The organism is Cloacibacterium rupense (assembly GCF_014645495.1).
GTDB lineage: Bacteria > Bacteroidota > Bacteroidia > Flavobacteriales > Weeksellaceae > Cloacibacterium > Cloacibacterium rupense.
Genome location: NZ_BMLV01000005.1, coordinates 117058 through 131832, shown reverse-complemented (window position 1 = coordinate 131832; position 14775 = coordinate 117058). Strand labels below are relative to the sequence as shown.

General features: G+C 32.0%; 13 protein-coding genes. 8 read left to right on the top strand and 5 right to left on the bottom strand.

Features of this window, described 5'->3' with window-relative positions; genetic code table 11:
- Positions 1-10: 10 nt before the first annotated feature.
- Genes pyk through IEW40_RS11195 form a run of 5 tightly spaced genes read right to left on the bottom strand, consistent with a single transcriptional unit; the run spans position 11 to position 4157 of the window.
- A complete protein-coding gene (pyk, locus tag IEW40_RS11215) occupies positions 11-1453 on the bottom strand; it encodes a pyruvate kinase (protein ID WP_188618193.1) in 1443 nt (480 codons plus the stop codon).
- Positions 1446-1898, bottom strand: coding sequence for an IPExxxVDY family protein (locus IEW40_RS11210; RefSeq protein ID WP_188618192.1), 453 nt, complete (start codon positions 1896-1898; stop codon positions 1446-1448). Before IEW40_RS11210 ends, pyk begins: the two co-directional genes overlap by 8 nt.
- Positions 1876-2640 carry a ribonuclease III gene (gene rnc / locus IEW40_RS11205; RefSeq protein ID WP_188618191.1) on the bottom strand — a complete coding sequence of 255 codons (765 nt, stop codon included), beginning with the start codon at positions 2638-2640 and terminating at the stop codon, positions 1876-1878. Before rnc ends, IEW40_RS11210 begins: the two co-directional genes overlap by 23 nt.
- On the bottom strand, positions 2640-3887 hold the full coding sequence (gene fabF, locus IEW40_RS11200) for a beta-ketoacyl-ACP synthase II (protein ID WP_188618190.1): 1248 nt from the start codon (positions 3885-3887) through the stop codon (positions 2640-2642). The genes rnc and fabF overlap by 1 nt, the downstream gene beginning before the upstream one ends.
- Before the next feature lie 30 nt (positions 3888-3917).
- Positions 3918-4157 (bottom strand): acyl carrier protein, encoded by a 240-nt coding sequence (locus IEW40_RS11195; protein WP_069800766.1) that lies wholly within the window; start codon positions 4155-4157, stop codon positions 3918-3920.
- 169 nt (positions 4158-4326) lie between these two features.
- On the opposite strand from IEW40_RS11195, the gene folE reads away from it, so the two are divergent.
- From folE to IEW40_RS11155, 8 genes are all read left to right on the top strand, one after another.
- Positions 4327-4992 carry a GTP cyclohydrolase I FolE gene (folE, locus tag IEW40_RS11190; protein WP_188618189.1) on the top strand — a complete coding sequence of 222 codons (666 nt, stop codon included), beginning with the start codon at positions 4327-4329 and terminating at the stop codon, positions 4990-4992.
- A gap of 37 nt (positions 4993-5029) precedes the next feature.
- A complete protein-coding gene (locus IEW40_RS11185; protein ID WP_188618328.1) occupies positions 5030-5320 on the top strand; it encodes a hypothetical protein in 291 nt (96 codons plus the stop codon).
- Positions 5321-5427: 107 nt separating this feature from the next.
- Positions 5428-6915, top strand: a complete 1488-nt coding sequence (gene cysS / locus IEW40_RS11180; protein ID WP_188618188.1) for a cysteine--tRNA ligase — start codon at positions 5428-5430, stop codon at positions 6913-6915.
- A gap of 306 nt (positions 6916-7221) precedes the next feature.
- Complete coding sequence (locus tag IEW40_RS11175) at positions 7222-9873, top strand: 4-alpha-glucanotransferase (protein ID WP_188618187.1); 2652 nt, start codon at positions 7222-7224, stop codon at positions 9871-9873.
- Positions 9874-10071: 198 nt separating this feature from the next.
- Positions 10072-10995, top strand: coding sequence for a hypothetical protein (locus IEW40_RS11170; RefSeq protein WP_188618186.1), 924 nt, complete (start codon positions 10072-10074; stop codon positions 10993-10995).
- Positions 10996-11213: 218 nt separating this feature from the next.
- Positions 11214-12194 (top strand): glycosyltransferase family protein, encoded by a 981-nt coding sequence (locus IEW40_RS11165; protein WP_188618185.1) that lies wholly within the window; start codon positions 11214-11216, stop codon positions 12192-12194.
- Positions 12195-12287: 93 nt separating this feature from the next.
- Complete coding sequence (locus IEW40_RS11160) at positions 12288-12749, top strand: DUF4890 domain-containing protein (protein ID WP_188618184.1); 462 nt, start codon at positions 12288-12290, stop codon at positions 12747-12749.
- 136 nt (positions 12750-12885) lie between these two features.
- Entirely contained in the window at positions 12886-14772 is a 1887-nt protein-coding gene (locus IEW40_RS11155) for a DUF3858 domain-containing protein (protein ID WP_188618183.1), read from the top strand.
- Positions 14773-14775: the final 3 nt, after the last annotated feature.

The window sequence follows — 14775 nt, the reverse complement described above, 5'->3', positions numbered from 1 at the left end:
GCTTTTAGTTTTATATGGTACTTAACCTTAGTGTATTTGTTTTTCCACCTTCGTAGACTGGCATTGCATTTAAGTTGACTACGAAATCACCTTTTTCTACGTATCCGTAATTATGTGTAAGCATATTTACTTGGATAACGGTTTCATCAGTAGATTTATTCATGTCATAATAAAATGCTTTTACACCCCAAAGAAGATTTAGCATCGTAAGAACTCTAGGATTAGAAGTATAAACTATAATTCTAGCATGAGGTCTGTGTGCCGAAATCTGAAAAGCAGTATAACCTGAGTAAGTTAATGTAATAATTGCTTCTGCACCAGTTGTTTCAGCAATTTTTACTGCATTTAGACAAATCATATCTGTTACGAAACGGTCATCTACACAAGTAATTTTTTCGATGATGTCATTTTTCTTTTCGTAAAGAGATGTAGATTCTATGTTTTTGATAATTTTCGTCATATTCTTGATTACATCTACAGGATATTTACCTACAGAAGTTTCACCAGAAAGCATTACTGCATCAGCTCCGTCTAAAACATTGTTTGCTACGTCGTTTACCTCGGCTCTTGAAGGAGTAAGGCTATTAATCATCGTTTCCATCATTTGAGTAGCGATGATTACAGGCTTAGAATAATATCTAGCTTTATCTACCAATCTTTTTTGGATAACAGGTACTTCTTCCATAGGTACTTCTACACCTAGGTCACCACGTGCTACCATTATTCCATCACACTCCATCATTATTTCGTCAATATTTTTTACCCCTTCAGGTTTTTCAATTTTGGCGATGATTGGTGTTCTGAATTCAGATTTAGAGTGATTTTTGATTAATTCTTTTAAATCAATGATATCTTGTGCATGACGAACAAAAGAAAGGGCAATCCAATCAAAATCATTGTCAAGCATAAATTTAGCATCTTCTATATCTTTTTCTGTAAGTGCAGGAAGAGATACATTGGTATTTGGTAGATTCACTCCTTTTTTAGAACTAAGAGGTCCGCCTTGGATTGTTTTAGCTTTTACGGTGTCTTTATCGTTGGTTTCGATGACTTCTAAAACGAGTTTTCCGTCATCAATTAATATTTTTTCGCCAACTTTTACATCCTGAGGAAATCTTTCATAAGTCATATAAACTTTTGTAGAATCTCCTTCACATTGTTCATTGGTAAATGTAAGTACATCTCCTGGGTTAAGATAAGAACCGTCTTTTACAACACCTACTCTCAGTTTAGGGCCTTGTAAGTCACCAAGGATTGAGGTATTAAAACCATATTCTTGATTGATCTCTCGGATGATATCTACATTTCTTTTCACCAATTCATAATCAGCGTGAGAAAAGTTTATTCTGAATACATCAGCACCAGCTTTCACTAATTCTAGCATTACCTCTTTAGAAGAGGTTGCAGGACCTAATGTAGCTATAATCTTTGTCTTTTTTGATCTTTTATTCATAATATTGTAATAACTTGTACAGTTCTGTTTTTGGATGTAATGAAAAATCTTGAATTTGAAACAAAATATTTTCAGGCAGCAAAATTAGTGAAAAATCTGCAAAACTATCCTTTGCATATATAATAAAGTCTACATCTCTGTTTTTAGGCATTAGAAATTTTATTTCTTCGGCCTGAGAAAACAATTCATTGCTCGTTTTTTTTCTCTTTGGTGTAGATTTATTCGCAATAATTTGATAGCAAGTTTTAGTTTCTAAATGGTAAGCTTCAAATTTTGAAAAACTGAATTTTTTATATTTCAAATCCTCTATTCTACAAAAATTCAATGAATTAATTTTATTAATTTCAAAAAAAATTTCATAATCAGGCAATCTTTTAGCTTGTCTTATAAATCCGATGTTGATGGGTTCATCATCTTCTAATTCAAGTAATATTTTTTTGCTCAATGATGTTTTCTTTTTTATTCAGAGAGTAAAATGCTCTTTGTGCGGCTTTTTCTTCGGCTTTTTTCTTAGAAGATTCTGTGGCACTTGCTATTTTATTCTCATTAAGATATACGCAGGTCTTAAAGATGAAATTTTTGTTAGGAAGCGGTTCTTCACTAGTTTCATATCTTATAGATACCTTCTTTTTCTGACTCCACTCTAGTAATAAGCCTTTATAGCTTACAATTTTGTGTTCTAATCTTTCTATCTCTTTTTCAGAAAATAATCTGTCTAAAATGATTTCTTGGCAAATATCATAATTGAAATCTAAATAAATAGCTCCTACGAATGCTTCAAAGAGATTTCCATTGATGTTTTCTCCTAAACTTCCATGACTTCCATTTTGGATAAAATCTGTAAGCTTTAGTTTCTCACCAAGAAGATTTAGGTTTTTTCTGTTTACTATTTTAGATTTCATTTGAGTAAGAAAACCTTCATTCTCTTCAGGATAGGTCTTATAAAGATAAGATGAGATAACGCTTCCCAAAACAGAATCTCCCAAAAACTCTAGTCGTTCGTAGTTTTTGGCATTTAGAACCTTATTTGGTGTTTTTAGAGAAAAAGCTTCTTTGTAGAAGTCAATATTATCAACCTTTCGGCCAATAATTTTACTGATTTTTGTAGACAAAAGAAGTTCCTTTTCTGTTTTTTTTCTGAAAGTTTTTTTGAGTAGAAATTTTTGTAATGAATTTTTGAGGCCCATTATAATTTCTTGAAAAGTACGCAGGCATTATGACCGCCAAAACCAAAAGTATTACTCATGGCTACTTTTACATCTTTTTCCACAGCATGATTGAAGGTAAAATCTAATCTACTATCAATATTTTCGTCATCAGTAAAATGATTAATTGTTGGCGGAACAATACCATGTATGATAGTTCCTATCGCTGCTATTGCTTCTATCACTCCGGCTGCACCTAGCAAGTGCCCAGTCATAGATTTTGTAGAATTTATTTGGATATCATAAGCATGCTCTCCTAGTAATTTAGCAATTGCATTAGACTCTGCAATGTCACCTAATGGAGTAGATGTACCATGCATATTGATGTGGTCTATTTCATCAGGCGTTAATCCAGCGTCATCTAAACAATTTTTCATTACTAAATAAGCGCCCAATCCTTCAGGATGTGGTGCTGTCATATGATATGCATCTGCACTAAGGCCTCCACCAGATAATTCTGCGTAGATGGTAGCACCGCGTTTTACAGCGTGTTCATATTCTTCAAGGATAATACATCCTGCTCCTTCGCCTAATACAAATCCATCTCGGTCTTTATCAAAAGGTCTAGAGGCAGTTTTATAGTCATTATTTCTTGTAGAAAGTGCCATCAGTGCATTGAAACCTCCCATTCCAGATGCAGTAACTGCAGCTTCAGAACCTCCACATACGATAATATCAGCTTTGCCAAGTTGTAAAAGCATTTTAGCATCTATAAGCGCATTTGCAGAAGATGCACAAGCTGAAACTGTAGCGTAGTTAGGTCCATGAAAACCATACTCCATTGAAATTTGACCAGGAGTAATATCGGCAATCATTTTTGGGATAAAGAAAGGATTAAATCTTGGGATGTTGTTAGAATTAGCCCAGCCTAGAACTTCGGTTTCGAAAGTTTCTAAACCACCAATTCCCGAGCCCCAGATTACACCTACTCTGTTTTTGTCTACTTGATCTTCAATGATTCTAGAATGTGAAACAGCTTCTCTAGCTGCCACAACACCGAGTTGAGTATTTCGGTCCATTTTTTTTGCTTCCTTTTTCTCAAAATGATCCAAAGGATTGAAGTTTTTTACTTCACAAGCAAATTTTGTCTTGAAGTTAGTAGAATCGAAGAGAGTAATAGGAGCAGCACCACTCACTCCTTTTACTAGGTTTTCCCAATATTCTTGAGCATTATTCCCAATAGGTGTAATAGCACCAAATCCTGTAACTACAACTCTCTTCAATTCCATAGATTTTAATTTTCTTTTTATTAAAAAAAATTATTGTTTGATAACTTCTTCAATGTAAGCAATAGCGTGACCTACAGTAGTAATTTTTTCTGCTTGATCATCAGGAATTTGAATGTTAAATTCTTTTTCGAATTCCATGATTAGCTCTACAGTATCTAAAGAATCTGCACCTAAATCATTAGTGAAGCTTGCTTCAGGAGTTACTTCTGTTTCTTCCACGTCTAGCTTATCAGCGATGATAGCTTTTACTCTTGATGTAATGTCTGACATAGCAATTTGTTTTAAAATTTTGTTAATTCAAGTGCAAATATATAAAATTTCGTGCCAATCAAACTTTTTTTTCTTAAAATTAAAATGTTTTTAAAATAAATTCTCTCATTATCAAACAATTAAAGTATTATAAAATATTTCAGTATTTTTGTACTTTATTTTTTGAACTATGAGCAATTTTATGGATAACGACGACGATGTTTTCACAGGCAAAGACCATACTCCACTGAGAAATGATGCTTTTGAAAAATCTCCCGAAGAAAAAATAAAAATCATCGAAGAAAAATTTGCAGACATTATGCATACTTTGGGTATGGATATGACAGATGATTCTCTAAAAGATTCTCCGAAAAGGGTTGCTAAAATGTATGTCAATGAAATTTTTGGGGGTTTGTTGCCAGAAAACAAACCTAGAATATCTACTTTTAGCAATAAATATAAGTACAGACAAATGTTGGTTGAAAAAGACATCACCGTTTATTCTTTCTGCGAACATCATTTTTTGCCGATTATTGGTAAAGCGCACGTTGCTTATATTTCAAATGGAGAAGTAATTGGTTTGTCAAAAATCAATAGAATTGTGGATTATTATGCAAAACGTCCGCAAGTGCAAGAAAGATTGACGATGCAAATTGTAGATGCTTTGAAAGAAGCTCTCGGAACGAAAGATGTAGCTTGTATTATAGATGCAAAACACCTTTGTGTAAATTGCAGAGGGATAAAAGACACCGCAAGTTCTACCATTACAGCAGAATTGAGCGGAATTTTTAGAACCAATCCTATTACAAGACAAGAATTCTTGCATTATGTAGGAAGTCATGCGAAGTTGGATTAGATTGGGTTTTAAAATTTGATAATGAGGTATTTTGATAATGGATTTATTTACAATTATAGCAGAATTTAGAGGTGGAACTTATTGTTCACAAGTTTATTCGGAAGATGTTTTTTCTGTGCAAAAAGAATGGATTAAATGCCTTGAAAGAGATAAAAAAGAAATTAAGTTTTTAGGAGATAAAATAATTTCTGAATTAATTTTGGAAATTTATGGTGAAAATAATCAACCAACAAAACTTTCTACCTTAAACAATATTTGGTATAATCAATTTTCTAGTTCAAATGGAATTTTTAGGTTAAATATAGTGAAAACAAATGACCAGATTTAAAAAAATATCAACCCGAATTTTTACAACCACAATCATCTGTTGTTGCTGATTTATAATGCACAATCAAAACCTTAATTCTTTAATTTTTAAATTTTTAATTATAAAAAATGCAACTTAAAATATATAACTCACTGACCGCAGAAAAAGAAATTTTCACTCCAATTAATGGCGATAAAGTAGGTATGTACGTTTGTGGACCTACAGTTTACAGCAACGTGCACCTAGGAAACGTGAGAACTTTCCTTAATTTCGATTTTATATATAGAAGTTTAACGCACTTGGGTTACAAAGTTCGTTATGTAAGAAACATTACAGATGCTGGTCATTTAACTGATGATGGTGATGTTAATAATGACCGTTTCGTAAAACAATCTCGTCTAGAGAAGTTAGAACCTATGGAAATTGTACAAAAATACACTGTAGATTTTCATAAAGTTTTAGAAAAATTCAATCTTTTACCTCCAACTATAGAACCTACGGCAACGGGGCACATTATCGAACAAATAGAACTTACCAAAGATTTAATAGAAAAAGGTTTGGCGTACGAAAGCAACGGCTCTGTGTATTTTGATGTAAGAACATACAACGAAAAAGGTGGTAATTATGGCGAACTTTCCAAAAGAAATATAGACGAACTTTTTGCCAATACCCGTGATTTAGACGGGCAAAATGAGAAAAGAAATCCACAAGATTTTGCCCTTTGGAAAAAAGCATCACCAGAACACATCATGAAATGGATTTCACCTTGGGGAGAAGGCTTCCCAGGTTGGCATTTAGAGTGTACAGCAATGAGCACCAAATATTTAGGCGAACAATTTGATATTCATGGAGGAGGAATGGATCTTAAATTCCCGCACCACGAATGCGAAATTGCACAAGGAAAAGGTTGTAATGGCGTTTCGCCAGTGAAATATTGGATGCACGCCAATATGCTCACGATGAACGGTGCAAGAATGAGTAAATCTACAGGAAATTATATACTGCCTCAAGAATTAATTTCTGGAGAAAATAGTTTTTTTGAAAAAGCATTCCATCCGAGTGTTGTCCGTTTTAATTTTTTACAAGCGCACTATAGAAGCGTTTTGGATATTTCTAATGAAGCAATGTTGGCTTCAGAAAAAGGATTCCAACGTTTGATGGAGGCTTTGAAAACGCTTTCAGCAATCAGCAATCAGCAATCGGCGGAAAGCGGAAAGCAGAAAGCAGAAAGCGATTTTAACTTAAAATCTTGGAAAGAAAAATGTTATGATGCTCTGAATGATGATTTCAATTCGCCGATTTTGATTTCGCACTTATTTGAAGCGGTAAGTTTTGTTTTCAAATTAAAAGACGGCAAAGAATCTATTTCTTCACAAGATTTAGAAGAATTAAAAACTTTGATGAATTCTTTTGTTTTTGATGTTCTCGGGCTTCAAAATATTGAAGAAAACAACAATGCAAAACTTGATCAAACATTGCAAGTTTTAATTGAACTAAGAAATCAAGCCAGAAAAGCCAAAAATTTTGAACTTTCAGACCAAATCAGAGACAAACTTCTAGCTGAAGGAATAGAACTAAAAGACGGAAGAGATGGCACTTCTTATGTTTTGAATTAAAAATAACATTAATTTATATAAACGCCCTTTTCGAGTTCAAAACTCGGAAAGGGTTTTTTGTTAAAAAAAACTCATGTTAGAAAATTTAGACTCCATTTTTTAAATAATGAAAAATTTACAACAGAATATTTTTTTAACTACCTTAATTTTTTCAGAAGCTTTACTAGTCGTTATTATGTCATATAGAGATAATAAATCCTTTTTTTTTAAGACATAAATTGTAAGAAACAAATTAAAAATCATATAATTAATTTTTTCTAAAGCATATATATTTTTGTAAATTCGTGAACTGAAAAACGACTTTACATGAAATTATATTTCACGATTAACTACGGAACAGAGTTTGGCAAGAAGCTAATGCTAAAAGTTCTAGATGGTAAAAATGTACAAACTTATGACCTGCATTTCTCAGACAACAGAAATTGGAAAACTGAGATTGATTTTTTTTCTAAATCCATTGAATATAAATATTTGGTGATTGATGAAAATAATCAAATCGTAGATGAAGAAATCTGTACGCACCATCTCAATTTTGTTAATAATTTTTCTGAATACAATATTTACGATGTTTGGAACAATAAAAATTTCCCAGAAAATTATCTCAACAATAAAATTCTTCAAAACAAATTAGGAGACTTCAAGCCAGAAAAAGTTTCGATTCTTAAAAAGCATACCCATCATTTTAGGATAGAAGCACCTTTATATTCATCTGATTGGCGATTGGTAATCTTAGGGAATAATGAGTCACTTGGAAATTGGGATTATGAGAAAGCCGTTAAAATGTTTCAAACTTCTGTAGGGGTTTGGGAACTTGCGGTAGACCTTAGAAAGCAAAAAGAATTTGTACAATATAAATTTGCCATTTTAGATGAAAAAATTGGGAAGATTATAGCAATCGAATATGGAGATAATAGATTAGCTTTTCCTAATCAAGACCAAGAAGTACTGCAAGTACATGCAGATCACTTCTTTAGATTCAGTGCAGAGCAATTGTATAAAGCAGCTGGTGTAGCTGTGCCTGTTTTCAGTTTAAGAACTAGTGATGGATTTGGGGTAGGAGAATTTGCAGACATCAAAAAACTAGCAGATTGGGCTCATAAAACTAATCTTTCTGTGATTCAGATTTTACCTATAAATGATACTACGGCCAATTATTCTTGGACGGATTCTTATCCATATGCTGCTATTTCTGTTTATGCACTTCATCCTCAGTATTTGAGTTTAGCTAAAATTCAATTTGGAATTCCAGAAGCACTTCAGTTAGAGTTTAAAATAAAGAGAGATGAGCTCAATGCACTTTCTTTAGTAGATTATGAACAAGTGATTTCTGAGAAGTGGAAGTTTATAAAAGCAGTTTTTGAGGAAAATAAAACTGAAATTATAAAAGATAAAGATTTTTCAAAATTCTTAAAAGAGAATGCAGATTGGCTGAAACCTTATGCCGCTTTTTGTGTATTGAGAGATAAAAACAATACTCCAAATTTTAATGATTGGAAAACCCATAAAAAATATGTTGCGGGTAAAATTGCTCAGTTATTTGAAGCGAAGCACGCAGATTTTGAAGCAGTTATGCTACACGCTTGGGTGCAATATCAGTTGCATTTACAATTGAAGGAAGCCGTAGATTATACCCACGGTTTGGGAATTTCTTTGAAAGGAGATTTGCCAATTGGTATTTACAGATATTCTGTAGAAGCGTGGACTGAGCCAGAGCTCTTCGGGATGGATTTCCAAGCGGGAGCACCGCCAGATGAGTTTTCGGATTTAGGACAAAACTGGGAGTTCCCTACCTACAATTGGGAAGTAATGCAAGCCAATGATTATGATTGGTGGAAGAAGCGTTTTAATGTGATTGCTCGTTATTTTGATGCAATGAGAATAGACCATATTCTAGGGTTTTTTAGAATTTGGAGAATGCCAATGTCTGCTACGCAAGGTTTATTGGGGTATTTTTATCCAGCAGTACCAGTTACTCATCAGGAATTTGCGTCTAGACATATTCCATTCAACTATGATAGATACTGCAGACCTTTTATTAATGACCAAATACTTTGGGATTGGTTTGGGTATGAGAAAGAGGTTATCGCAGAGCATTTTATGTATCCTGAAAATGGAGTTTATTACTTTAAACCTGAATTTGATACTCAAAGAAAATTAACTGAATATTTCAAAGAAAACCCAAGAGATGGAGTAGAAGAGAAATTGATTAGTTTAGCAGCAAACGTTCTTTTCTTACAAGAATTTAATGGTAGTGAATATGTATATCATCCAAGATTTAATATTCAGAAAACAGATTCGTATAAATATCTATCAGATTGGGAGAAGAAGCAACTTTCTGACCTTTATGTAGATTATTTCTTTAGACGTCAAGATGGTTTGTGGTATCAAAAAGCAATGGAAAAACTACCAATGTTGCTGGCTGCTACAGATATGTTGATTTGTGGTGAGGATCTTGGTTTGGTTCCAGATTGTGTGCCAGGTGTGATGGATAAACTAGGGATAACAGCACTAAAAGTACAGCGTTCACCTAAAGAAAACGTACCATATTACAACCCACAATCTGCTAGTTATATGAATGTGGTTACAGCTTCGTCACACGATAGTTCTACCCTAAGACAATGGTGGAAAGAGAATAGAGAACTTACGCAGCATTATTTTAATAACCAACTGAAACAATTTGGTACTGCGCCATCAGAATTGGTACCTGAGTTGGCAGAAATTATTATGAAACAGCATCTTCACTCTGAAGCGATGTTGGCGATTTTCCCAATTCAAGAATATTTTGCGACGGATTATGAAATTGTAAACCCGTATGCAGATGATGAAAGAATTAATAATCCTGCGGTTTTCCCTCATTATTGGAGATACAGAATGCATATTTCTCTAGAAGAATTGTTAGAAAAAGAACATTTTAATCATAAAATTTCTAGTTTCATAGCTGAAAGCGGAAGGCGTTAATAATCAGTTCTTTAATGAATTATAAAAAGTTAAAATCATCTATTGGTTTTAACTTTTTTTGTTTTAAAAAATCAAAACTAATTATATTAAAAAAAAGCTTGAAGAGTTTTTTAAGTAATTTTAAAATATTTTTTAAAAACTTAGAAAGTTTGGCACGTATTTTTAATATTCTTTAACAAATCATTAAATAAAAATAATATGAAACCGATATTTAAAAAAATGGTTCTTGCTTCTATTTTATCTTTGGCAGGAATGGCTTACGCACAATATTATCCAAATGACAATTATGGTAATAATCAATATTCTAATAACCCTTATGAATATTACTATGATGATTATAATTATCCAGAAGATTATTACTACGAATATCCTGAGGATTATTATACCCGTGATTTTTACAGAGGATATTATAATGACTATAGAAATGCTATTGTAAGTATTAATTGGGATAGGCTTTTTGTAGAATTCAGACTTTCTCCTTGGCAAATTAGAGAGATAAGGCTTTTGAATAATAGATTTTCTAATTATAATTTTTGGTTCAATTACTATAGATACAATCCAGATCGTTGGTACTATGATAGATTTATTGCGATTGAAAGAATTCTAGGTCCAAGAATTTATGTAAGTTTTTACAATAGATATTACCATAATTACAATCCAATTGTTTATTATAGAAGTTATCGAGTTAAGCATTATCGACCTATAGTTTATGTTACCCCTAGATATAGAAATGTAGATGTAAGAACTTTTAGAAATGATGATTTCAGAAAAGGAAGCTTCAGAGATGGTTTTAATGGTAATAATAATGTTGTAAAAGGGAATAACAGCTTCAGAAGAGATAATCAATCACAAAATAACGTTAGTGGTTTTAGAAAAGATAATGATAGACCGCAAAACAATGGAGGTTTCCGAAACGAAACAGATTCTCCTAGGGATTTTGGTAATAACAAACCAGAACAACCAAGAAATAATGGTTTTAGAAATGACGCGCCTAAAAGAACAGAAGACGTAAACAGAGGGAATAATGAATCTAAAAATAACGGAGGTTTCCGAGGTGGTGACCATAACCGTTCTGCCGGAAGTGATAAAAATCATAACAGCGGTGGAAGAGGCTTCAGATAAGGGTTTAGTTAATTTTAATTAATTAGTTAGTATGATAAGGCAGATTTTTTTCTGCCTTTTTTTATTGTGGCACGTTCTTTGTAAAAATTATAATACATTCTTCATATCAAATTTAATTTTTACATTCAGTAAAGCGGAAAGTTAGTTTTCCGCTTTTTTTTGTGTTAATTTTTTTTAATAATGATTTTGCAAAAAGAAATAATGATAACTTCGTTTTTATGAAAATTCTTTACGCAATTCAAGGCACTGGTAATGGGCATGTCTCTAGAGCTAGAGAAATTATTCCTATTTTAAAAAAATACGGAACGCTAGATATTCTTATTAGCGGAACTCAGGCAGATGTAAATCTAGATGAAGAAATAAAATACAAATTTAAGGGTTTCGGTTTTGATTTTGGTACCAATGGCGGAATCAATTATAAAAGCAGTTTCATAAAGGCCGACTTTAGGCAATTGATAAAGGATATTAGAAGTCTACCCGTAAAAGATTATGATTTAATAATAAATGATTTTGAGCCAGTTACCGCTTGGGCTTGTAAGCTCAGAAAAATAAAGTCTGTAGCACTTAGTCATCAATCAGCATTTTTATCACCTAAAACACCTGTGATTTCTGGATTTCATTTAGGTAGAATTATACTTAGAAATTATGCGCCAGCAACTTACAGAATAGGTTTTCATTTTAAAAAGTATGATGATTTTATAAAAACACCAGTGATAAGGTCGGAAATTAGAAATTTATCTCCTGAAAATTTGGGTCATTACACTGTTTATTTACCTGCATATAGTGATGAATTTATTTTGAAAAAATTAGAAAAATTTCCAGACCGAAAATTTCAGGTATTCTCTAAACATACCAAAGAAGATTACTTGAAAAGTCATATTGTAGTTTATAGAATCAATAACGAAAAATTCAATCAATCTCTTGCCAATAGTGAAGGTTTGTTGACTGGTGGTGGTTTCGAAGGGCCAGCAGAAGCAATGTTTTTGGGTAAAAAAGTATTGTGCGTGCCTATGTTTCATCAGTATGAACAGCAGTGTAATGCTTTGGCAGCAGAAGATATGGGAGCAACCGTGATTTGGGATGAAAAAGAATTTGATTCTAAATTAAAATTCTGGATTGAAAACGGTAACAATATAAAAGTGGATTTCCCAGACGAAACGGAAAAAATCATCAAGTATCTAATAGAGAATTTTATATAATTATTTTTTAACAAAACTTTATCATTTTATGATTTAACCTTATTCTGTTTACAGCATCAAAGAAACAGATTAACAATTTAAATATTATTAAAAATGAAAAAAATATTTTTGACCTTAGTATTAGGTTTTGCAACAATTGCTTTCGCGCAACAAAAAGGAATGGATAGACCTGGTAAAATGGATCCTGAGCAAAGAAAAGCTGAAATGCAAAAAAGACAACAAGAGCATTTAGATAAAATGTCTAAAGACCTCAATTTATCTCAAGACCAAGTAAAAAAAATAAAAGAGCTACAAGATAAGCAAATGGCAGACTTGCAAAAAAATATGCAAAAAAATAAAGAGGAAAGAAATGCTAGAATGCAAGAAATGAAGAAAAAACAAGATGCACACGCTGCAGAAATGAAAAAAATCTTATCAGAAGACCAATATAAAAAATGGGAAGCTGATAAAAAAGATAAAATGGAAAAGCGTAAAGAGATGATGAAAGACAAAAAAGGGAAAATGGGGAAGAGAAAAATGATGAAAAATCCAGAGGTAGCTCCTATGGTTGATTAATTTAGCGTTTTAAGTTATTGATAATAAGCAGGATATTTCTCCTGCTTTTTTTTGTGATAAAAATCAACGTTAAAATTTTGTTAAATTTAAGTATTTTTTTTAAATTTAGACTTTCAAAAAAACAATAAAAATAATCATGAATAATTTCCTAAAGCTAATTATTTTAGTTTTCTCCAACTTTTATTTTTCTCAAAATTATGCAGTCTCTTCTATACCAGAAGAATTAAAATCTAAAGCGAATATTGTCATAAGAAATGATGTTTCTACCTATGTGATTAATTCTATAGATGATATGGAAATTAATCATCAGAATGTATTTACTGTACTCAATAAAGCTGGTGATGAAGATGCTACAGTAGCCATTCATTATAATAAAAGTACTAGAGTAAGTGACATAAAAGTACAAATATTAGATGCTAATGGCAAAGTAATTAATAAATATTCTAAAAGTGACTTTACAGACGTTAGTAGTGTCTCTGCAGGTTCTCTTTATCAAGATGATAGAGTTTTGTTTTTAAATTACATTCCAGTAAGTTATCCTTATACCATTTCCTATTCTTACAATGTAAAAACGCCTAACACCATCTTTTTGCCTGATTTTTATCCATTGTTAGATTACAATACTTCCTTAGAGAATACTAAAATTACTATTGTAAATAAGTCTGGTATTAAACTAAGAACTAAAATAGTAGAATCTAGTTTTGCGAAAGTTACTTCTAGTGGAGATGCTAATAATATGACTTATTCATATCAAAATTTCCCTGCGATAGAAAAAGAAACATATTCCCCGAGCTTAAAAACCATATTGCCAAGAGTGCAATTTTCTCTTGAAAAATTTACTCTAGAAGGCAAACAAGGAGATATGACCAACTGGACAACCTTTGGAAATTGGATGTACAAAGACTTGCTTACGCCAGTATCAGTAGTTACCCCAGAGATAAAAGCAGAAGTAGCAGCGCTTAATCTTACTGGGACAACTTCTGAAAAAGTGAAGAAAATATACCAATACATGCAAAACAAAACAAGATACGTAAATGTATCTATCGGTATTGGTGGTTGGCAACCTATAATTCCTGATGAAGTAAGAAAAAAAGGCTATGGTGATTGCAAAGCACTTACCAACTACATGAAAACACTTCTAGATGCAGCAGGTATTAAATCTTATTATTCTGTAATTACCAGTGACGAAACACCGCAATCCTTTGACCCAGATTTTCCTAAAATGGGCGGAAATCACGTAATTCTAATGATTCCTACAGAAAAAGAGCCTATTTGGTTAGAAAATACATCGCAGCTAATGGCTTTCAATCATTTATCATACAACACGACAGATAGAAATGTTTTAGCAGTTAAAGAAAACGGAATCGAAATTATTGATACACCAGTTTATCAACCAGAAGAAAATCAAGAGATTATCAAAACTAAAGTAGTTTTAAATGAAGATAATAGCATTAATCTAAATTCTGACTTTTACTATTCTAAAGCTCAATATGATTTTAATATGTACATGCTTGGTCTTTCAAAAGAAGATGTAAAAGATGCAGTGAAAGGCAGATATGACCATATAAAAATCGAAAATTTAGAGGTAAATAATATTAATAATGATAAAGAAAAAGCAGAAATTACTTATCAAGCAAAATTTAAAGTAAATGACTATTCTAAAAAACTAGGAAATGACATTTTCTTTAGGGTTTTACCTCTTCTAGAGACATCTAATATTAGTGCAGATGAAGAAAGAAAATTGCCACTCTCATTACCATTTTCTTATCAAGATATTTACGAAACAGAATTCACCATACCAGCAGGATATAAATTAGCAGAAAAGCCTTTGCCAATTGCCTTAAATTCAGAGTTTGGCTCATATAATTTAGATTTCAAATTAGACGGAAATAAACTTCTTGTGAATAGGAAAATTACCATTTCAAAGGGTAATTATCCTAAAGAAAAATTTAAAGCTTATGCTGATTTTAGAAAAAAAACGACCAGTTTAGACCATACCAAAATTTTAATTTCAAAACAATAACTA

What these genes read in the sequence shown, in the direction of transcription:
- folE (WP_188618189.1), top strand. Translation starts at nt 4,327, where the DNA reads ATGAGCAATTTTATGGATAACGACGACGATGTTTTCACAGGCAAAGAC.
- IEW40_RS11195 (WP_069800766.1), bottom strand. Translation starts at nt 4,157, where the DNA reads ATGTCAGACATTACATCAAGAGTAAAAGCTATCATCGCTGATAAGCTA.
- IEW40_RS11185 (WP_188618328.1), top strand. Translation starts at nt 5,030, where the DNA reads ATGGATTTATTTACAATTATAGCAGAATTTAGAGGTGGAACTTATTGT.
- IEW40_RS11175 (WP_188618187.1), top strand. Translation starts at nt 7,222, where the DNA reads ATGAAATTATATTTCACGATTAACTACGGAACAGAGTTTGGCAAGAAG.
- IEW40_RS11160 (WP_188618184.1), top strand. Translation starts at nt 12,288, where the DNA reads ATGAAAAAAATATTTTTGACCTTAGTATTAGGTTTTGCAACAATTGCT.
- rnc (WP_188618191.1), bottom strand. Translation starts at nt 2,640, where the DNA reads ATGGGCCTCAAAAATTCATTACAAAAATTTCTACTCAAAAAAACTTTC.
- IEW40_RS11165 (WP_188618185.1), top strand. Translation starts at nt 11,214, where the DNA reads ATGAAAATTCTTTACGCAATTCAAGGCACTGGTAATGGGCATGTCTCT.
- cysS (WP_188618188.1), top strand. Translation starts at nt 5,428, where the DNA reads ATGCAACTTAAAATATATAACTCACTGACCGCAGAAAAAGAAATTTTC.
- IEW40_RS11170 (WP_188618186.1), top strand. Translation starts at nt 10,072, where the DNA reads ATGAAACCGATATTTAAAAAAATGGTTCTTGCTTCTATTTTATCTTTG.
- IEW40_RS11155 (WP_188618183.1), top strand. Translation starts at nt 12,886, where the DNA reads ATGAATAATTTCCTAAAGCTAATTATTTTAGTTTTCTCCAACTTTTAT.
- pyk (WP_188618193.1), bottom strand. Translation starts at nt 1,453, where the DNA reads ATGAATAAAAGATCAAAAAAGACAAAGATTATAGCTACATTAGGTCCT.
- fabF (WP_188618190.1), bottom strand. Translation starts at nt 3,887, where the DNA reads ATGGAATTGAAGAGAGTTGTAGTTACAGGATTTGGTGCTATTACACCT.